This is a genomic window from Pseudoalteromonas sp. S2755 (assembly GCF_005886535.1).
In the GTDB taxonomy this organism is placed as follows: domain Bacteria; phylum Pseudomonadota; class Gammaproteobacteria; order Enterobacterales; family Alteromonadaceae; genus Pseudoalteromonas.
The window spans coordinates 1-18,955 of record NZ_PNDS01000066.1; the positions used below are offsets into that span (position 1 = coordinate 1).

Genomic DNA, 18,955 nt, shown 5'->3' on the forward strand with positions numbered 1-18,955 from the left:
TAAATTTCTGCGATGGTGGTTAGGAGGGGTTCCCGAGCGGCCAAAGGGATCAGACTGTAAATCTGACGGCTCAGCCTTCGCTGGTTCGAATCCAGCTCCCTCCACCACCTTCTCTTACTTTATCTCACAATAAGCTTACATATATAAATGAGCTTAAAAACAATCCAAAACCAAAAATCAAATGTGCTGCCATACTTTTTACCCTTGCCTTATTCGGCTCTGGTAATTTAGATGCTGCGATCCCTGCACCAAAGCAGGGTTGCATAATAAAGAATGGGAACACACACGTTATTAAGCCAAAAACTAACGCAATCAAAAGGCTAGGCTCGGTCAACCAAGGCTTGCCCACGCCCAGCAGTAACGCCAAGGCGAATACAATCCCAATGAGATAATGCATGCACCAGCCAATGACACCTTCACCAGATATTGATTTACTGTGCCCGATACCTTGATGCGTAAGTTGACCTTTACACAAGTGTCCAATCCACCTACCAACCAATGCATAATCTAAGCCCTTTATGGCAAATAAGCGACTGAGCATAAATGCCCACAAATCCATAACAAGCGTTGCACCTACGCCAATCGCGACTGCTGGCATTAACATCGAATATAGGTTTTCCACTATTTTTACTCCTCTTTTTTACTGATAGCCGCTATCCTACTAGTTCAAGTTAACTTTAAGTCAAGGGCAAGAATGGATATCAGTGAAGTTGCAAAGAAGTCTGGTTTACCCGCATCCACGCTTAGATATTATGAAGAAAAAGGGCTGATCCGTTCGATTGGTCGACAAGGGCTTAAACGTGTTTTCCCCCCTTCAATACTTGAACGTCTAGCGCTTATTACACTAGGCAGAAACGCAGGCTTTTCGTTAGATGAAATAGCGGACATGTTTACCCCCGAGGGTAAAGCGGATATTGATAGGGTGAAGTTACAATCCAAAGCGGATGAATTGAATGAAACCATAAAGCATTTAACTGCAATGCGAGATGGCCTCTATCACGCTGCCAAATGCCCAGCGCCAAGCCATTTTGAATGTCCGACATTTCAAAAGCTGTTAAAACGCGCAGCAAAAACGAGGCCCAACAAATAACAGGTATAAACAGGGCGCTATGCTAATGCTCAATCATCAAGTCACGACCGTGGTCACGTAAATAACGCCGAGCCATTTTATGGTCGTCGCCATAGTGCTTTGTTACCAAATGCCAAAATGCGCTATTGTGTGCCATGACATGAAAATGGCAAAGCTCGTGCACTACCACATAATCAATGACCCACTTAGGCGCACCAATCAAAAGCGTATTAAACGCAAGCACACCTTTAGATGAAAAGCTGCCCCAGCGGCTTTTATAAACGCGTATCTTTAGCGTATCAAAGCGAGCTTGAATATCAGGTTGATAGCGCGCAATAACCGTATCTACATAGTCATTTAGCGTTTCGCTTAACAGCGCAACTAGTTCACACCATTCATTTTTGACAGCCTTAAGTAACACTCTTTTATTATCAAAATCAATTACAGAGGTCGTACTTTCGCCTCTATGAATAGTAAAGGTCTCGCCGAATACTTGCACAATTCCTGTTTCAAGCGGCCGAGGGCTCTCAGGTATGACTTTTAGAGCAAGCTTTGATTTTATCCAATCGGATTTGCTTTCCACCCAAGTATGTAACCAGCGCTCGCAAACTTGCTCTGGTGCATACACAAAGACTTGGCCAGCTTTTACTTTTATCGCAACGCTCTTACGCTTTCGGCTTTTCTTCAATTGATATTGCAAAGTAACAAATTCTTAGCCACTAAAGCATGCATTATAATATGAGCAACTTATCAGAGTCACTGCAAACGCCATGTAAGATGATGAATTTGATCAACAATGACAATAAACTCATCAATAGTGTGGTTTCTAACACACTATAAATTAGAAAGATTTTTTCGTTAAATCACCGTATTTATTATTTTTGCTGCTACGCTTAATGAAAAAGGCATTTTGATTTAGGCAAGCTATGGCTGATAAACCCATTTGCCAATATGTGTCACCTGAGGGAAAAAAATGCAGTGAAATCGATATGGGCTCAGGTTACTGCTTTTGGCATGATAATAAATTCGATAAAGGTGGCTTAGAGCTAAGCCAAAAGCTTGAACGCTACGCCAAGCGAGGCGGCTTGCTACAAGGCTTAGAGTTGAAGCGAGCCAATTTAGAGGGGCTCAATCTTGTTAACTTTGAAAATCATCATGGCTATGATCTATCTTATAGCAACTTTTATCGTGCCAATTTGAAAGGGGCGCACCTGTTTAATAATACCATTAAGCATGCGTCGCTAATGAAGGCCGACTTGAGAGAAGCAAGTCTGCACTGCTGTAATTTAGAAAGCACCAATTTGCTCGGCATAAAGCTGGAAAACACCCGTATCGATAATATGGAACTCGGCGAGCAATTACTGCAAGAGCAGCAAGCTTTTGAAGCTCGTAGAAACCGAGCCAAAGAAGACGCGGAAGACTTGTTTCTACAGTCTGAAGAGATCTATCGTTTACTACGTAAAGGTGCGGAAAACCAAGGACTATTTGAAATGGTTGGGCGCTTTACATACAAAGAGCTGCGCATGCGACATGCTCAGTATCCACGATTTTCAAAACGCCACCTTATTTCCAGCTTTGTCGACTTACTATGTGGGTATGGAGAAAAGCCAGAAAATGTCATTCGCTTCAGTTTAGGTATGATAATTACCTGTGCATTTTGCTATTTTCTATTTGGCGTTTCGTTTCAAGACCAGATAATGCAACTGGACTTAGACAACAGTGTATCTGAAAACGTCATGGCGCTGCTGAATAGCTTTTATTTTAGCGTTGTTACCTTCACAACCTTGGGTTACGGGGATATTACGCCTGTGGGGATCTCCCGGCTGATCGCAGCGGTAGAGGCTTTTACCGGCAGCTTTTCATTAGCGCTATTTGTGGTAGTTTTTGTAAAGCAAATGACGAGGTGATACTCACCTCGTCATTCTTAATCCGCGATTTCTGATTTCAGTTGTTCTAAAAAATCCAACATATATTGAGTGCGGGCTTGTGCCTGCTCACGAGCTGCAGTGGTATGCATGTTATCTTTAATATGCAGCAGCTTAATGAAGAAGTGATCTAAGGTATATTTGGTATCGTCCGCTTTTCTGTGCTCACAAAAAGGGTCTTCTACATTGTATAGATTACGCGCTATGGCCCCACCCACTTTCATACAGCGGCTAACACCTATCGCCCCTAACGCATCCATTCTATCTGCGTCTTGGACAATTTTGGCTTCTAATGTCGTGGGTGTGACACCAGCGCTAAAGCTGTGTGCAACAATGGCGTGGTGAATCGCCTCAAGTTTACCTGTGTCGTACTTCAACTCTGTTAGGAAGGCAACCGCCTTATCTGCAGCTAATTTCGACGCCAGCGGCCTATCCGGATGATTTTTTGCTACGGCAACACAATCATGTAACCAAGCGGCAGGGATCACCACAGCAGGATCCGCCCCCTCAGCTTCGCAAAGTGACTTTGCGACTTTAACTACACGCTTGATATGAGACAAATCATGGGCGGTATCTGCACATGGTGTCGACAGCATAAACTCTTCACATGCTTTTTCTAATTCATGCATTTTTAACGTCATTACGCTCAACTTTTATTAATATCCGACAAATAAGCTCACACAAATTCGGCGGGAAAGGCATTACTGATTGTATGTTGCCACACCCTTCACTAAAATGGCAGCTATCAGGAAAGATTAGAGAAAATATATGACTTGCGCGCTATATCTGCAACCAGGCAGAGAAAAATCCCTTAACAGAAAGCACCCTTGGGTTTTCTCAAAGGCCATTAAAAAAGTAAAAGGCAAGCCTGCCCTTGGCGATACCGTCAAGATTTACACCAATGAAGGTAAATACCTCGCCACAGCCGCTTACAGTCCAGACTCTCAGATCAGAGCCAGAATTTGGACATTTGATGAATCACAACATATTGACCAAGCGTTCTTTGAGCAAAAACTCGCTCGAGCACTAGCAGCCAGAGAATATGTTATTGCTGAAGGTGGTTTAACTGGCTTTCGATTGTGTGCCGCAGAGTCAGATGGTCTGCCAGGTGTAACAATTGATAAGTTTGATAACTACTTGGTTTGTCAGTTGCTAAGCGCTGGTGCCGAGCGTCACAAAGGTGAAATAGTAATGGCATTGCAATCACTATTTCCTGATTGTCATGTTTACGAGCGCTCAGATGTTGATGTGCGCAAAAAAGAAGGCCTTGATAAAATTACCGGACCGCTTGCTGGCGATACACCAACCACACCTGTCCTTATTAGCGAAAATGGTTTAAAGATTGAAGTCGATATCATCGGCGGCCATAAAACTGGCTTTTATCTAGATCAACGCGACAGTAGAGCCGCGTTAGAACGCTTTGTAAAAGACAAAGAAGTGCTTAACTGTTTCTGCTACACCGGTACATTCGGCCTTTATGCGCTGCGCGGTGACTGTAGTAAAGTTATCAACGTTGACGTATCGCAGCCAGCACTCGACACTGCAAAACGTAATGTAGAACATAATGGACTAGACTTGTCGAAGGCTGAGTTTGTGAAGCAAGACGTGTTCAAGCTACTAAGACAATATCGTGATGAGGGCCGCCAATTCGATACGATTGTGATGGATCCGCCAAAGTTTGCAGAAAGTAAGGCGCAGCTTAATGGTGCCTGTCGTGGTTATAAAGATATCAATATGATTGCCATGCAAATATTAAAGCCTGGTGGCACGTTACTCACCTTCTCATGTTCTGGCCTTATGGAACAAAACCTATTCCAGAAAGTCGTTGCAGACGCTGCGCTCGATGCAGGTAAAGAGTTGTTGATTATGGAAAGGCTAAATCAAGCCGCCGACCACCCCATTGCGGGCAATTATCCAGAGGGCTTTTACCTAAAAGGTCTTATCTGTAAGGTTTATTGATCCAGCAACTTACAGTGGTATTGGAGGAAGCTTCAATACCACCTTTAGGGCTTAGGTAGCCTAATTAAACTTGGTGATTTCAAGTCCTACAACCCACTGCTCATCCTGCTCTTGACTACAGCGGATCACGGTTGCATGAGCACTTAGCGGCTGGATCATATCGCCACTGGAATCAATGAAAATGTCAACGGTTGAATTTGCTTCAATTGGGTCGCTCACTGTCACCGACAACCCTGTGGCACTTAAATCGTGACAAACTCCTTGGTACACTTTACCCGACTCAAGTTCGGTTAGTTTTGCCACGGCATCCACCGACATACGCATAAAACGGCGTTTATCTTCATTGATCATATAATGCTCCTACACCATTGATTTTATTTTTTCTAATAGCGATTGCATTGAAAATGGCTTTACCACATAGGCATCGCAACCTGCATCGAATCCCGCTTTTTGTTCTTTTTCGGACTCTAAACCAGACACCATTAGTACCGGAATGTCCTTCGTTTCTGGTGTATTTTTCAACATTCGGCAGGTGTCGTAGCCGTCAAGACCCGGCATACACACATCAAGCAAAATAGCATCTGGAGGATCAGCAATTGCATTAGACAAGCAACTCGTACCCGAGTTTGCATAGCTCAGCTCAAACGCCCCTGACAGTGCCATTTCAAGCATTTCATAGTTAAAATACTCGTCATCGACCACTAGCAGATGCGGTGCATTTTTCCTTTTCTCTCGTGTGGACATATTCAATGCCGCTTCCTTCTCACAATCCAAAGTTTTACTTCCTCATATAATAAAGTAACTGTCGTACTCTAAAATGCAAGTTTATATTTCGCACTCTTTTATAGAATTCAGAACGCGTTTAGCCGAAATTGGATAAGCCGTTCCTAATGTTTGAGCGAACAAAGACACGCGAAGTTCCTGCTGCATCCAAAAAATATTTATTAGCGACTCTGGCACAGGTAATCCAGAGGGAATTTTTGCCAACTTGTCTTGATAGGCCGCAGCAACTTTTTCCAACTCTAATACACACAACCTATCTCTGTTTGGATCTACCGCAAGTTTTTCAAGCCTTTTCTCAATCGCTTTCATGTAGCGCAAGATATCAGAGATTTTGTCAGCACCGTGAGCGGTGACAAAGCCTTTAAAGATAAGACCGGATAACTGAGATTTTATGTCGCCATGCGCGGTGATCATCGTGAGATCCACTCTGCCTTTCATGCGCTTGTTAATACTGTGGGCAATGCTAAGCACTGCCTCAACTTGCTTCGCAATTTCAACTACAGTGTCGCCTAGCTCTGCTCGAATGTGCTCTTTGGCTTTTTCAAACGCAACATCATCTCTGATCTCGCCAAATCCACGCAGCAGCTTATCAACCCCAGCTTGCGTACAGTCATCAACTAAGTCATGCACTTTACCAAAGGGGTTAAAGTACAACCCTAACTTAGCCTTATTTGGTAAGTGTTGCTGTAGGTATTTAACAGGCGAAGGAACATTGAGTAGCATAAGACGGCGCAATCCTGCTTGATGCGCCGCTTGGGCTTTTATTTCGTTATCAAACAATTCTATGGCCGTACTTTGTTTTTTATCGACTAATGCTGGGAACGCCTTAATCTCATAATTACCTTGCTTTTTAGTGTATTGCTCTGGTAACTCGCCAAAATCCCACTGCTGAATATTCGTTTGCTCGATCCCTTGCTCAGCCACTTGCGAAAGCGTCTCGGTCACTTGACCTTGCAACTTTGCCTTGAGTGTCAGTAAATCAAAGCCATGGGCTATCACCTTGCCTTTGTCATCAACTACCTGAAATTGCATTTTTAAGTGCGGTTCAAGTGCACTAATGTCCCAATCTGACTCGGCAACTTTGACACCTGTCATTCTGAGTAAACGATTGGCCACCGCTTCTATAAATGAACCTTGCATTACCTCAACGGCGGCGAGTACCGCATCGGCATAATTTGGTGCCGGTACAAAGTTACGTCTTAGGGTCTTCGGCAGTGACTTAATGAGCCCACAAACCAGCTCATGTCTGAGCGCCGGAATATGCCAATCAAAGCCTTCATCTTGAACTTGGTTTAATAGTGCCAGAGGAATATTGACCACCACGCCGTCTAGTGCTTGGCCTGGGTCAAAGTGGTAACTAAGAGGCAAAATCAAATTCCCTTGCTGCCACGTATCAGGGTAATGGGTATCCGTGATGTGTTCAGCGTCATGCTTCATTAACAGATCGCGCGTCATATGCAAAAAGCGTTTGTCTTTTTGCTTTTGTGAACGCCACCATTTACTAAACGCAGCACGATTATTTACGTCTTGTGGAATTCGATCGTTATAAAACGCAACCACATCTTCTTCGTCGACTAGGATATCGCGACGCCTTGCTTTATCTTCAAGCGCTTGCACTTCTTCAACCAATTTTTGGTTTGCGCTTAAAAAACCTTCGCTCTGGCCTAGTTGACCATTTGCCAACGCTTCACGAATAAATATCTCTCGGCTAACCACAGGATCAATATCGCTATACACCGTGCGTTTGCGGCCAACGATGATCAAGCCGTATAAGGTTTGCTGTTCAAATGCGATAACCGCTCCAGCCTTTTTCTCCCAATGCGGCTCGCTATAGCTTCTATTAACTAAATGCTTGGCGATTGGCGCAATCCAATTTACATCGATTTTGGCATTAACCCGAGCATAAAGTTTACTGGTTTCCACAAGCTCAGCAGACATCAACCACTTAGGGCTTTTCTTAAACAGTGTAGAACCTGGAAAAATATGAAATTGGCTGTTACGTGCGCCTTTAAAGACTTGTTTTTGCTTTTCGTCCTTTACACCAATATGGCTAAGCATACCGCTTAGCAATGATTGATGGACGGCTTCATCGCTTGCAGGACTGCTATTTATTTTAAAGCCGAGCTCCTCACACACCGTAGTCAGCTGATATACAATATCTTGCCACTCACGTACGCGCATATAGGCCAAAAAGTCTTTTTGACATTGCTTTCGAAACTGGTTACGCGTCAGTGCTTGCTGCTGCGCTTCGATGTAATTCCACAGATTTAGATATGCAACAAAATCAGAGTGTTCGCACTCAAAGCGGTTATGTTTTTCGTCAGCTGCTGCACGTTTGTCTTGAGGACGCTCTCTTGGGTCTTGAATAGACAGTGCCGCAGTGATCACTATCGCTTCCCAAAGCGCGTTGTTTTGTGCCCCTGACATCACCATCTTAGCAAGCCTTGGATCTATGGGTAAGCGGCTTAGTTTGCGGCCTGATTCTGTGAGCTTGGCTTTTTCTCTGCGCTTTGCAGGAACTATCGCCTCCAACTCTTCAAGTAATGACATGCCATCTTTGATATTACGGCTATCAGGCGCTTGTACAAATGGGAATTGACTTATATCACCTAGTCCAAGTGCGAGCATTTGCAAAATAACGGAAGCTAAATTGGTTCTTAGAATTTCAGGGTCGGTAAACTCAGGGCGCCCTAAAAAGTCGTCTTCAGAATATAAACGAATACAAATACCAGATGCCACACGCCCACATCGACCTTTACGCTGGTTTGCACTGGCTTGTGATACTGCTTCAATCGGTAAGCGTTGTACTTTGGTTCGATAACTGTAGCGGCTTATTCTCGCAGTACCTGGGTCGATAACATAGCGAATACCTGGTACAGTTAATGACGTTTCTGCAACGTTTGTAGATAATACAATACGCCGCTGGCTATGGGGCGCAAAAATGCGATTTTGTTCGGCATTGGAAAGGCGCGCATACAAAGGTAAAATCTCAACGCCTTTTAAATTGCGTTTTGCCAACGCATCAGCGGTGTCACGAATTTCACGTTCACCGTTCATAAATACCAGAATATCCCCAGGTCCTTCAGCACAAAGCTCATCAACCGCATCAAAAATGCCCTGTAACTGGTCGTTTTCTGCTTCGCTATTTTGTGAGTCTACATCTTCAACTGGACGATATCTCACTTCTACTGGATAAGTTCGTCCTGACACTTCAATAATAGGTGCGTCACTAAAATGTTTAGAAAAACGCTCAGGATCAATGGTTGCTGAGGTAATAATCACTTTAAGATCTGGACGCTTCGGCAACAGCTGCTTTAAATAACCCAAAATAAAATCAATATTCAGGCTGCGCTCGTGCGCTTCATCAATGATGATTGTATCGTACTGGTTGAGGAATCTGTCTTGTTGAATTTCCGAGAGCAAAATACCGTCGGTCATCAGTTTTACGTATGTATTGTCAGAGACTTGATCTGAGAAGCGAATTTTAAATCCAACTTCTTGCCCCATCTCGCAGCCAATTTCTTCTGCAATACGGGTAGATACACTTCTTGCTGCTAGTCTTCTTGGTTGTGTATGACCAATATAGCCATCCACGCCTCGACCTAACTCTAAGCAAATCTTTGGCAGCTGCGTGGTCTTCCCCGAGCCCGTTTCACCGGCAACAATAACCACTTGGTTATTCGCAATGGCCGCTTTGATGTCGTCTTTTTTCTGGCTGACAGGTAGTTGCTCAGGATACTCTACTGCTGGAATATTGGCGCTTCTTGTTACCTTTAATTCTTGGCTTTTTGCAATCGCAGCCGCTACTTTTGCGACTACCTGCTTTTGCTTTTCTTGATCGGTAATTTTTTTCGCGCCATGAAGGCGCTTTTTGAGGATGAAGTGATCCTTTTTAAGACATGAATTTAGCTCTTTGAACAGCGAGTCAACCTGCACTACACGACACCTTGTGATTACATAAAACGCCGTGTAGTTTACCAAATCAGATTAGGCGAACCCAACAAAATTTGGTTAGGAATTGAGATTTTTGCCGTTATTCACAAGGCAGCTCCTCATGAGCTACCGAAACGGCCTGTATATTTCATCGCTTCATACGTAGCGGTGGCCAGAGACATAAGCATCATGTAAATGCTTATCTAACGCTAATAACACGTTTGCGCGGCTGATGACCCCGAGTAAGCGCCCTTCATCGTCAACTACCGGGTACACTTTGGGTTTATTGCAAATCATCAAATCTGCCATTTGCACTATACTATCTTCACGTTTTACGCAAAGAGGTTCTTTTGTCATGACGTCGGACACCACACTATGAGACTCATTTTGATAGGTCGCCTCTAGCATTTTTTTGAGACAATCTTGCTCAGATAAAAACCCGATAACTCGCTTTGTCTCGTCTATAACCGGCCCGCCCGATTGACCGCTTTGTAGCAGCTTCTCTACAGCTGATTCTACGCGCATATCTTGCTTGAATGTTACGGGGCGATGATTTAAGTAGTCTGCGACTTTTATTGATTGCATTGCTCATCTCCATTAAAAACGCCAGCTATCATGATAATAATAGCTGGCGTTTGAAGAACTTGCTTAGTCTCAACGAAATATTGTTTTACTCGCTATAAATACCAACATAGGTCGGTGTTGTTGACGACTTGCTCGCACGGTACATCCCCGCGGTATTAAATGGCATACTAATATTGCCTTTCGGGTCAACAATGATCACCCCACCCGTACCACCAATTGGATAAAGCGTATCAAAAATCACTTCTTTCCCTGCTTTGTCAATCGACTTGTTTTGATAAGCAACACGAGCACAAATATCAGCTGCGACATTATATCGAATAAAATACTCGCCATGCCCCGTTGCTGAAACAGCACAAGAGCGGTTATCCGCAAATGTGCCCGCACCAATCACCGGTGAGTCACCTATGCGTCCAAAGCGTTTAGCCGTCATCCCACCGGTTGACGTTCCAGCCGCTAAATTCCCTTGTTTATCAAGAGCGACAGCTCCCACAGTTCCCATCTTATACTGACTCTTCAATTGTTGGTGTGCCGCCTGATAGTCCTTGGTCGCCGCTTCTTTCATCTGCAATCGCTTTTTCGCTTTTAGGAGCGATTGATAGCGAGAATCGGTGTCAAAATAGCTGTTTTCCACTAACGTAAAACCGCGTTTCTTAGCAAAGTCTTCTGCACCTTCACCACTTAACATGACATGTACTGAATGCTGCATCACTTCTTTTGCCAGATCGATTGGGTTTTTAATGTGCTTCACCCCCGCTACAGCGCCCGCTTGGCGATTACGACCATCCATGATTGACGCATCTAGCTCATGTCCTTCATCATAAGTGTACACGGCCCCCTTACCAGCATTAAAAAAAGGCGAGTCTTCAAGAATGTTAATGGCTGCCGTTACCGCATCAAGACTTTCTCCACCTTGTTCTAGTACCTTATAGCCAGCCTCAACAGCTTCTTTTAATTTAGCTTTGTATTGTTTTTCTTTTTCTGGCGTGAAGTTACTGCGCTCAATCGTGCCAGCTCCCCCATGAATGGCGATCGCAAACGGTGGCGCTTTCTCGTCAGCGACAGCGGCTGTCGCCGATAAGGCTAATAAGACTGCTAGCAAAGAGATTTTTTTCATTTTTATACCTTGGTTCGTTGTTAAACTTCAGCATGAGGTGAATTTTAGAACGATGCAAGCTTTCGCGTTAAAATTGTCGAGCTAACTTATTTACAGTGTGGTTGAAAGAAACTCATGAGTAGCAAGTGACAACAGCAAATTTGAATATTTTTCAACCAATTTATGGTTGTTATTTCGACCACAAAATGGAAACATATTTATTACTTTGAAATAACTCAAAGTAATAAAATAACGAAATTCGACAGGAATCGATATGAAAAACATTCTAAAAATTGCAGCTTTTAGCACACTACTGCTTGGTACTGCCCAAGCCGCTTCTACTCAAAAGCAAATTAAAGTTATTGATTACAACACTTTTTATGACACCCAAGTCAACAATGTTGACTGCGGTGGCTACTGGGATGAGCGACGTGTGTGGGTATGTGACTACCGTACAGAGCTCGTTGATGTGAGTTATAAGACTTGCCACTACAAATTAATAGCAGGTGAACCTTACGGTCCCTATACTTTATGGCAAACTAAAACCGTACTCGCGACACAAAGCTGCCCTGGTGGTTGGACGATTCCTCATCCAATCCCAAACTATCAGGTGCCTGGAGGTGCCTATGTTCATCAACATGATACTTTTTCAACTCAACAAGAAGAACGCCGAGTAGCGTATAACTGTCGTTGGGAAACACGCTCGGTCTGGATCCCTCGCGGCGGTTCATACTGCCCTATTCCAAACGCTAAGTAATACCAATTTGTCTTGATACTTGCTCAATTTGAAGGAGCAAATTGGTGTAGCAGTTATAAAATAGCATCCACAAAAAAGCGCTTCTCTCTGGAAGCGCTTCTATCGAATCGTTCTGTATCTAAAAGTGATTAGCTCGCTTCGCGCTGTGCCTTCATGCGAGCAAGGCGCGCTACTTGATGTGTAGAAGTTAAGAATGCGAAGATCGGTGCTAAATAACCACGTTTACGTAGCTCTAGGAAATCTTCGTCACCTAATTCATTTAACTTACGCTCATCCACAAGGTAAATACCGTTGATGTCTTTCTTCTCACCACGGATTTCTACCGTTAGCGTTTGTTGAACTAGAAGCTCTTTGTCAGCAAGATACTGAGTAAACGCTTCAGTTACACGAGCAAACTCAACATAGCTAACTAACGCTTCTTTACGACGACCTAGGTATTCTGTTTCTTTACCGTCTTCGAAAAGCGCATTGCCTTCTTCTTCACCAACTAGCGGGCTTGCTTCATCAATAACAATACCAAACTGATCTTGTTCAGGATGCTTAACCAAACCAAACGGGTAACGTGCAGCGGCCATTGGCACAAAGCTGCCAGTCCACTTATCACCATCAACAAATAGGTTTTCACCAGGCTGAAGACCAAACATAGCAACCGCTTGAAATTGACCTGACTCAGTGTTTTTAACAAACGCCATTGGGAATTCTGTCGCTACACGCGCAAACTCATGCGCCACTACAGGCATTAAGTGCTGAGTTTTAAGGAAATCAACGTTCACGCCATTTTTTACTTTGATATTAGCGTGCTTTTCGTTGTGTAAAGGCTGCACTTGTTGTTCCGCCATAATACTGCTCCATTATTTTACGTATTTGTTACTTTATTTATTGCCCCTAAGGCTAGCGGTTTTCGGGGCAAATTGGAAGTTAAATATTTATGAGAAGAGATACCGCTAACTATGGCAACTAAAAACCAAATAATTACCTCGCCTATATTCTTGAATATCTGTCTAAAAATCAATCTAAACGCACCGTGTGAATCACTGACTAAAGAAGTAAAGAAATATATTAAACTCTTAGTTAAGAGTTTGATATATTGATGGTCTTGCCAACTTCCCTAGTGTAAAAAGAGAGCTAAATGAACGAAGCAATTAAACAACATATAAAATCTATTGAAAAGGTTGAACCCATTCAATTGTCGCCTTGTGAAAGAGACACACCAATGATTTATATGGACTTTGGCAATATGAGCACAGTGTGGAAACAGCAAGCGCCAAGTTATCGTCCTGATTGGGTAAAACCGATAAACAGTTATCCAGGCTTATGGGCTCGAGTTTCAAATGACTATTTTGAATTTGTTAAGGAATTAGCACTTAAACTGGCTCCTTATTTTGGTGCATCACCATCACTAGAATCAATTAAGCGTATCAGCTGCAATTATGCAATTGCCACCAAATCAAATGAAGAACTGCATGCATATCAAACAGTTCCACACTTCGACAACTTAAACACAAACCAGATAGCATTGGTTCATTACCTATGTGGCAATGAATTTGGCGGGACAGGCTTTTACCAACACAAATCGACGGGAGTGAAAGAAGTTATCAGTGCAAATCATGATCGCTATCGAGATCACTTAGATATTGAGCTGTCACAAAGTGTTTACAAAGAAAAACAATATATCTCCAATCACCATCCACTTTTTGACAGAACTCATTATATCGAAGCTGAGTTTGGCCGCATCGTGGCTTTCCCTAGCACTCGACTTCATTCAGCGTGTCTCGCAGAATCGCAACTTAGCTCAGACGCAATATTGGATGGACGTTTAACGATTACGAGCTTTATTATTTTTGACCGACGTGAACTACCGAACGTTTAATATGCTCTAAGGTTTCTCTGTGCCCTCGTAAGTTATTACTGCAATAGCTTACTCCTTTCTGAATATCCTCCAATAGCTTCGATAATGCACTAGCCTCTCCCGAAGGCGGCTGAATCGAAAGGTGGGTATAATAATTCATGCCGTATAGAACATAGAGATAATTGCTGACACGAAACAGATCTAAATTGGAACGGAAGTCGAATTGAGAAGGAATTTTAGCACGCCAAAGCTGTAGCTTTTCTTTTAACTCATTCGATAAGGAGTTTTCATTTCTATTATCAATCCAAAAAGCGCTATCATCTCTTTTTGATAAATAATAATGAAGTTTGATGAAGTCGGTCGTTGACTCCCACATCTGCGTAACATCTTCATTGAAACGCTTTTGCCTCAGTTTAATATTTTCTACATCACTCGGAAAAGCCTCTGCAAACATCCTTGCTGTGACATCAAACATAAGCAAACCTGTAGCTTCTAATGGCTCTACAAACCCTTGTGACAGCCCCATAGCCACACAATTATTTATCCATGGCGTTTGCTGGTATCCAACCTTCATTGGCAATTTTCGGACTTGGCTGAGTATCTTACTATCTTCTATATAATTTAGTAAGGTAGATCTCGCACTCTCCTCTGTTTGATACTTGCTGGAGTAAACATACCCTATTCCTCTGCGTGTTGTTAAGCCTATATCCCAAATCCATCCATATTTTTGGGCGGTTGAAGTCGTGTAAGGTTTGATCGTGGCATTTGGAGTATCATAATCGACTTGAACAGCCAATGCGGTGTCTGCAAAAAGCTCATTCCCTTTATCAATAAACTTCCCTCCAAGTGACTGCTCAATCAGTAACGATTGAAAACCAGAACAATCAACAAAGAAATCTCCCTTCACTCTTTCACCATTGTCGAGTTCTAGAGACTCGATAAAGCGCTCTTCATTTAAGTTAGCTTTTGTGACATTACACTTAAGATTCTTAACGCCAAGCTTGTGTATTGCATGCTGACGCAGAAGCTCTGTAAATTTACCAGCATCAAGATGATAGGCATAATTAAAAAGTCCTGAGAACTCTTTATCTGATAACCGTTTTGGTGGTAATGCTTTTTCACAAATATACGACTGTACCGATACTAAATCTGCATACTTTTTGCTGGCTAAATCTTTATTTAGTAACCAATGAGGTGTTACATCAAAAGGGCGAATATTTGGGAAATCAAAAAGGTGATGATAAAAATCTTCTTCTACTGCTGATGGATTATGACACCAATTCACGAATTTAATACTGTGTTTAAAAGTGACATCACATTGACCTATAAAATCACTTTCTTTTATTCCAAAGTATTTTAGCGTGTCTTTGATTACAGGGACGGTTCCCTCTCCAACTCCGATGGTTGGAATATCGGGCGAGTCTAACAAAGTAATTGAAATATTGTCATTTTCATTAGGGTTTAATTTTTTGGCAATATGACATGCAGCAATCCATCCAGCCGTCCCACCACCAACGATTACGACCTTGCTAATTTCTTTCAAATTAATTACCTACGAAACATAGTAAAACACTAAAATCGAATTTCTATAGTATTAAATGGAAAGAAGCCCCATATAGGGGCTTCCTTACTAGTATGCTAAATCTTAAAAGCGGAAATCAACACCAAGAGAGTATCTAGCATCCCCTTTATATGACCAAGCAGCATAGCCATCTCGAATTGAAGCCTTAGTTCCAGCTGGGAACTCAGCGGCACCGTACTGCACACTATCTTCCTCTGTCAAATTCACCGCCGCAAAGCGGAGTGTAATTGAGTCAGTAACGTTATAGCTCGCGGTTAGGTCTAGTGATCCATAATCATCGTGCATACGGTTACCGTAGAAGCCTGTCTCACGGATCATATACTTAGAACGCCAGTTGTAAGCAAGTCTTACGCTTACATCATCTTGCTCATAATACGCAACCGCATTGATTGTGTTTTCAGAACTATCTGAGAATAAGCCTACAGCATCAGAGAAGTTCGACTCATCAACAGAACCATCAGCATAGGTGTAGTTGAATAGCGTGCCAAATCCACCACCTAGCTCGTGCTGAACTTGGAATTCAAAACCAAGAATGTCACCACCATCACCATCAACCTGAGTGTTTACCTGCCAGTTATCTTGACCAGTCACAGGGTCAACAATTCCAACCGATTGATTCAACGTAGTTTCACTAGTCGTAAAATTACTGACATCTTTGTAGAACAACGTGATTGCAACCATGTTAGCATCACCGTAGTAATACTCATATCCTAGGTCAGCTTGAGTAGCTTTAAACGGCTTAAGATTAGGGTTACCCTTTGTAAGCGTCTCATTACCGCGCTGAGTATCGCCATAACCTGCAATCTGCGTCGCTGCAAACATATCATTGTAGTTAGGACGAGAAATAACTTGTGCTAGAGAAACACGTACAATGCTATCTTCACTTAAGTCGTAGGCTAGGTTAAAGCTAGGTAAGATTTCGCTGTAATCACCTTTATCTTCAACAATGCTTGAACTCAGCCCATTGTTTTGACCAATACCATTTGGATCAACAAAACCAGGCATAGGTGCAAAATATTTAGATGATGCATCTGTTGACACATATCTCAAGCCAAAATTACCTCTGTAATTTTCGCCTGAATAATTAGCCATTAAATAGATAGCTAAGTTTTCTTCTTCAACCGTAGAATAACCTGAACGATCATGGTACCAAGTACCAAAAGTTGCTTCTGCATTTGCTCTCATAGCATTTATATCTGGCGTTGGGATTACAACATTTGCATCCGTACCAGAAGTTTCACTACCAGTCCAAAATTGTGTTGGATCGATGATATTGTGTGCATTATGCGTAGGACGGTATGAATCTCGCACTACTTCATGATCAGTCCAGCGAATACCCGCTTTTATTGAAGTAATATACTCATGGTCAAGGTTATATGTAAGATCAGCTTGGAAATAAGTTTCTTCATCTTTGTTTGGCGCTTTTTGAGAAGCCCAATTTTGCAGACCTCGATCGTCCCAACTTGGATCAAACTCTGAAATATTCCAGCCGCCTTTTGGCAGATTTACTGAAGACGCCTTTCCTGAGTTATCTAAAACTAAACCGTTAAGATCTGCCGCAGTTCCCAAATATGCTGCGTGGTTTATTGTTAAATCTGTTCCACCTTCAGCAGAAGTTGAGCCTAAACGAGTCTCAACCTTAAAGTTGTCGCCATGATAATTATAAGCTAAATCAATAACTTCAGATTCCATCGAAGCAAAACGAGCAAACGTTTGTAAAAATGCACGGTTTGGCGCTGGATTCTCTGCTGTGTTCGAACGAACAGTACAGACATCTGACACTGCGATTTTTTTCTCACAGTTATTCAAGTTTGTGAATAAGAAAATACTGTTGTTAGCGTTATCAGCTTCTAGCTCTAACCCTAAGTAATGTAGGACAAACTCTGAATTTGCTGTTGGTGCGTACTGTGCAGTGATATCGATAGAAGTTCTTTCACGCTGCTGTTCGAAATAGTTTACTGACTCCGCACCATCCCAACCATAAGACGCTTCATTTCCGCGACGTACATATGTAGAATCTTCATACGCAACCGCCCCCATCACACCAAAAGTTTCATCAGCATTTTTCCAGCTGTAAAGCGCTGAGAGGCCAGGATCTGTCTCTTCAGATTCTGTTGAATAGTCACCTTCAATAGAGAAAAAAGCTGAGTTTGAGTCCAAATCTAGTGGTTTTCGAGTTTTAACGTTAACAGTACCACCTACACCGCCTTCGACTAAATCGGCCTGTGAAGACTTAAATACTTCGATAGCGCTTATTAATTGAGGTGGTAACAATGTATAGTTGAAGCTTCTATCGATTGCTTGTTGATCATACCAACCAGTCGACGCAACAGACTGACCATTTAGAGTGGTCAGTGTTAATTGGTTTGAAGCACCTCGGATGGATACTTGTTGACCTTGTCCAAATTGACGGTTTACTGCAACACCTGGAATGCGACCAAGCGCTTCACCTACATCGCTGTCAGGAAACTTGCCGATATCTTCTGCAGATACCGCGTCAACAACACTCGTTGCAAAACGCTTGGTATTAATAGATTCTTTTAAAGAACGGCGAATACCACGAACTTCAATGACTTCTACGTTTTCTTGTACTTGATTTTGGCTTTGACTTTCTTCTGCAACTACAACGCCTGAAAAGCCCGCACCTAGTGCGATGCTGACGTTAACTGCAAGTAAGCTTTTTTTGAAATTATTAGCTAACACAGGATTCCCCTTGAATCATTTTGTTGGTTTTTTAAATCACTTCTGCCCAGTGATGATGACAACGCTGTCATCTAATAACAAACCATACACCCTAAATTACATATTCGCTACAATTTTTTTGGCCTGTTATTCAAAAAATATTCATATAGATATATATCTTATTGATAAATATAAATTTAAATATGACCAAGATATGGTTTGTTACAAAAACGATTGGAGAATAGCACAAAAAATTTTGCTGCTGTAGGGTTTTAAGATGGAATTGTCTCAATAAAGGAACATTTTAATTATCTGAATACACACAAGGGGGATGTGTATTCAATTCCCTCATCAAGCTTGGGCAGAAGCTAAAGATGAGAATCAATATCAATGACAACGCTGTCATTATAAATTTATCTGTAAGTACTGTCTAGTTCTTTTAAGAGAATTTTTTATGACAAAGGCTTATAAAATCTACGATTACCGAGTTAGCTATCACTATCTTTTGCACAAATTTGAATACCCTATTACGGGACTTGTTGATTTTCTAATGATCGTATCTTGAATCAGTAAAATTTATTGCTTTTATTCGTAAGAAGTAAGAAGTAAGAAGTAAGAAGTAAGAAGTAAGAAGTAAGAAGTAAGAAGTAAGAAGTAAGAAGTAAGAAGTAAGAAGTTAAAATGAAGAAGTATCAAGAAAGAATAAAAAATAGTAAACACTTATAAAAGAATACTAAA

The 18,955-nt window shown here is 42.1% G+C and carries 16 protein-coding genes and 1 tRNA gene; 6 read left to right on the plus strand and 11 right to left on the minus strand.

Annotated elements, in window-relative coordinates; all coding sequences use genetic code 11:
• Positions 1 to 22: 22 nt before the first annotated feature.
• A tRNA-Tyr gene (locus CWC03_RS12190) sits at positions 23 to 107 on the plus strand.
• Positions 108 to 124: 17 nt separating this feature from the next.
• Here CWC03_RS12190 and CWC03_RS12195 read toward each other — a convergent pair.
• Positions 125 to 622, minus strand: coding sequence for a DUF2938 domain-containing protein (locus tag CWC03_RS12195; RefSeq protein ID WP_249314022.1), 498 nt, complete (start codon positions 620 to 622; stop codon positions 125 to 127).
• Positions 623 to 694: 72 nt separating this feature from the next.
• Between CWC03_RS12195 and CWC03_RS12200 the strand changes: the two genes are divergently transcribed.
• Positions 695 to 1,090: a helix-turn-helix domain-containing protein gene (locus CWC03_RS12200; RefSeq protein WP_138582149.1), complete on the plus strand. Its 396-nt coding sequence runs from the start codon at positions 695 to 697 to the stop codon at positions 1,088 to 1,090.
• A 22-nt stretch (positions 1,091 to 1,112) separates the two neighbouring features.
• Here the strand turns inward: CWC03_RS12200 and CWC03_RS12205 are convergent, their stop codons facing one another.
• The gene (locus CWC03_RS12205) at positions 1,113 to 1,769 is read right to left on the minus strand and encodes a M48 family metallopeptidase (protein ID WP_138582150.1); all 657 of its coding nucleotides are present in this window, start codon (positions 1,767 to 1,769) and stop codon (positions 1,113 to 1,115) included.
• Between the two features lie 226 nt (positions 1,770 to 1,995).
• Between CWC03_RS12205 and CWC03_RS12210 the strand changes: the two genes are divergently transcribed.
• On the plus strand, positions 1,996 to 2,976 hold the full coding sequence (locus CWC03_RS12210; protein WP_010606522.1) for an ion channel: 981 nt from the start codon (positions 1,996 to 1,998) through the stop codon (positions 2,974 to 2,976).
• A gap of 17 nt (positions 2,977 to 2,993) precedes the next feature.
• Here the strand turns inward: CWC03_RS12210 and CWC03_RS12215 are convergent, their stop codons facing one another.
• A complete protein-coding gene (locus CWC03_RS12215; protein WP_138582151.1) occupies positions 2,994 to 3,635 on the minus strand; it encodes an HD domain-containing protein in 642 nt (213 codons plus the stop codon).
• A gap of 127 nt (positions 3,636 to 3,762) precedes the next feature.
• Between CWC03_RS12215 and CWC03_RS12220 the strand changes: the two genes are divergently transcribed.
• Positions 3,763 to 4,953 carry a class I SAM-dependent methyltransferase gene (locus CWC03_RS12220; RefSeq protein ID WP_138582152.1) on the plus strand — a complete coding sequence of 397 codons (1,191 nt, stop codon included), beginning with the start codon at positions 3,763 to 3,765 and terminating at the stop codon, positions 4,951 to 4,953.
• Positions 4,954 to 5,013: 60 nt separating this feature from the next.
• On the opposite strand, the gene CWC03_RS12225 is transcribed toward CWC03_RS12220, so the two are convergent.
• The 5 genes from CWC03_RS12225 to CWC03_RS12245 all read right to left on the minus strand — a co-directional run bounded on the left by CWC03_RS12225 (position 5,014) and on the right by CWC03_RS12245 (position 11,368).
• Positions 5,014 to 5,304 carry a PilZ domain-containing protein gene (locus CWC03_RS12225; protein WP_128725255.1) on the minus strand — a complete coding sequence of 97 codons (291 nt, stop codon included), beginning with the start codon at positions 5,302 to 5,304 and terminating at the stop codon, positions 5,014 to 5,016.
• Between the two features lie 9 nt (positions 5,305 to 5,313).
• A complete protein-coding gene (locus CWC03_RS12230) occupies positions 5,314 to 5,697 on the minus strand; it encodes a response regulator (RefSeq protein WP_010606518.1) in 384 nt (127 codons plus the stop codon).
• Between the two features lie 81 nt (positions 5,698 to 5,778).
• Positions 5,779 to 9,672 (minus strand): ATP-dependent RNA helicase HrpA, encoded by a 3,894-nt coding sequence (gene hrpA, locus CWC03_RS12235; protein WP_138582153.1) that lies wholly within the window; start codon positions 9,670 to 9,672, stop codon positions 5,779 to 5,781.
• Positions 9,673 to 9,825: 153 nt separating this feature from the next.
• Positions 9,826 to 10,254, minus strand: a complete 429-nt coding sequence (locus tag CWC03_RS12240) for a CBS domain-containing protein (protein WP_128725257.1) — start codon at positions 10,252 to 10,254, stop codon at positions 9,826 to 9,828.
• Between the two features lie 85 nt (positions 10,255 to 10,339).
• Complete coding sequence (locus CWC03_RS12245; protein WP_138582154.1) at positions 10,340 to 11,368, minus strand: isoaspartyl peptidase/L-asparaginase family protein; 1,029 nt, start codon at positions 11,366 to 11,368, stop codon at positions 10,340 to 10,342.
• A 253-nt stretch (positions 11,369 to 11,621) separates the two neighbouring features.
• On the opposite strand from CWC03_RS12245, the gene CWC03_RS12250 reads away from it, so the two are divergent.
• Positions 11,622 to 12,104 carry a hypothetical protein gene (locus CWC03_RS12250; protein ID WP_138582155.1) on the plus strand — a complete coding sequence of 161 codons (483 nt, stop codon included), beginning with the start codon at positions 11,622 to 11,624 and terminating at the stop codon, positions 12,102 to 12,104.
• 128 nt (positions 12,105 to 12,232) lie between these two features.
• Here CWC03_RS12250 and CWC03_RS12255 read toward each other — a convergent pair whose 3' ends face one another.
• Entirely contained in the window at positions 12,233 to 12,943 is a 711-nt protein-coding gene (locus tag CWC03_RS12255) for a SapC family protein (RefSeq protein ID WP_010375531.1), read from the minus strand.
• Between the two features lie 290 nt (positions 12,944 to 13,233).
• Between CWC03_RS12255 and CWC03_RS12260 the strand changes: the two genes are divergently transcribed.
• Positions 13,234 to 13,974 carry a DUF6445 family protein gene (locus CWC03_RS12260; protein WP_138582156.1) on the plus strand — a complete coding sequence of 247 codons (741 nt, stop codon included), beginning with the start codon at positions 13,234 to 13,236 and terminating at the stop codon, positions 13,972 to 13,974.
• On the opposite strand, the gene CWC03_RS12265 is transcribed toward CWC03_RS12260, so the two are convergent.
• Both CWC03_RS12265 and CWC03_RS12270 read right to left on the minus strand, forming a co-directional pair.
• A complete protein-coding gene (locus tag CWC03_RS12265) occupies positions 13,940 to 15,496 on the minus strand; it encodes a tryptophan halogenase family protein (RefSeq protein ID WP_171040245.1) in 1,557 nt (518 codons plus the stop codon). The genes CWC03_RS12260 and CWC03_RS12265 overlap by 35 nt on opposite strands.
• A 102-nt stretch (positions 15,497 to 15,598) precedes the next feature.
• Positions 15,599 to 18,238, minus strand: coding sequence for a TonB-dependent receptor (locus CWC03_RS12270; protein ID WP_138582158.1), 2,640 nt, complete (start codon positions 18,236 to 18,238; stop codon positions 15,599 to 15,601).
• Positions 18,239 to 18,955 lie beyond the last annotated feature (717 nt).

Bases quoted from the DNA above. Each gene is read 5' to 3' on its own strand.
- CWC03_RS12200 (WP_138582149.1), top strand. From the start codon at position 695: ATGGATATCAGTGAAGTTGCAAAGAAGTCTGGTTTACCCGCATCCACG.
- CWC03_RS12210 (WP_010606522.1), top strand. From the start codon at position 1,996: ATGGCTGATAAACCCATTTGCCAATATGTGTCACCTGAGGGAAAAAAA.
- CWC03_RS12215 (WP_138582151.1), bottom strand. From the start codon at position 3,635: ATGACGTTAAAAATGCATGAATTAGAAAAAGCATGTGAAGAGTTTATG.
- CWC03_RS12220 (WP_138582152.1), top strand. From the start codon at position 3,763: ATGACTTGCGCGCTATATCTGCAACCAGGCAGAGAAAAATCCCTTAAC.
- CWC03_RS12225 (WP_128725255.1), bottom strand. From the start codon at position 5,304: ATGATCAATGAAGATAAACGCCGTTTTATGCGTATGTCGGTGGATGCC.
- CWC03_RS12230 (WP_010606518.1), bottom strand. From the start codon at position 5,697: ATGTCCACACGAGAGAAAAGGAAAAATGCACCGCATCTGCTAGTGGTC.
- CWC03_RS12240 (WP_128725257.1), bottom strand. From the start codon at position 10,254: ATGCAATCAATAAAAGTCGCAGACTACTTAAATCATCGCCCCGTAACA.
- CWC03_RS12245 (WP_138582154.1), bottom strand. From the start codon at position 11,368: ATGAAAAAAATCTCTTTGCTAGCAGTCTTATTAGCCTTATCGGCGACA.
- CWC03_RS12250 (WP_138582155.1), top strand. From the start codon at position 11,622: ATGAAAAACATTCTAAAAATTGCAGCTTTTAGCACACTACTGCTTGGT.
- CWC03_RS12255 (WP_010375531.1), bottom strand. From the start codon at position 12,943: ATGGCGGAACAACAAGTGCAGCCTTTACACAACGAAAAGCACGCTAAT.
- CWC03_RS12260 (WP_138582156.1), top strand. From the start codon at position 13,234: ATGAACGAAGCAATTAAACAACATATAAAATCTATTGAAAAGGTTGAA.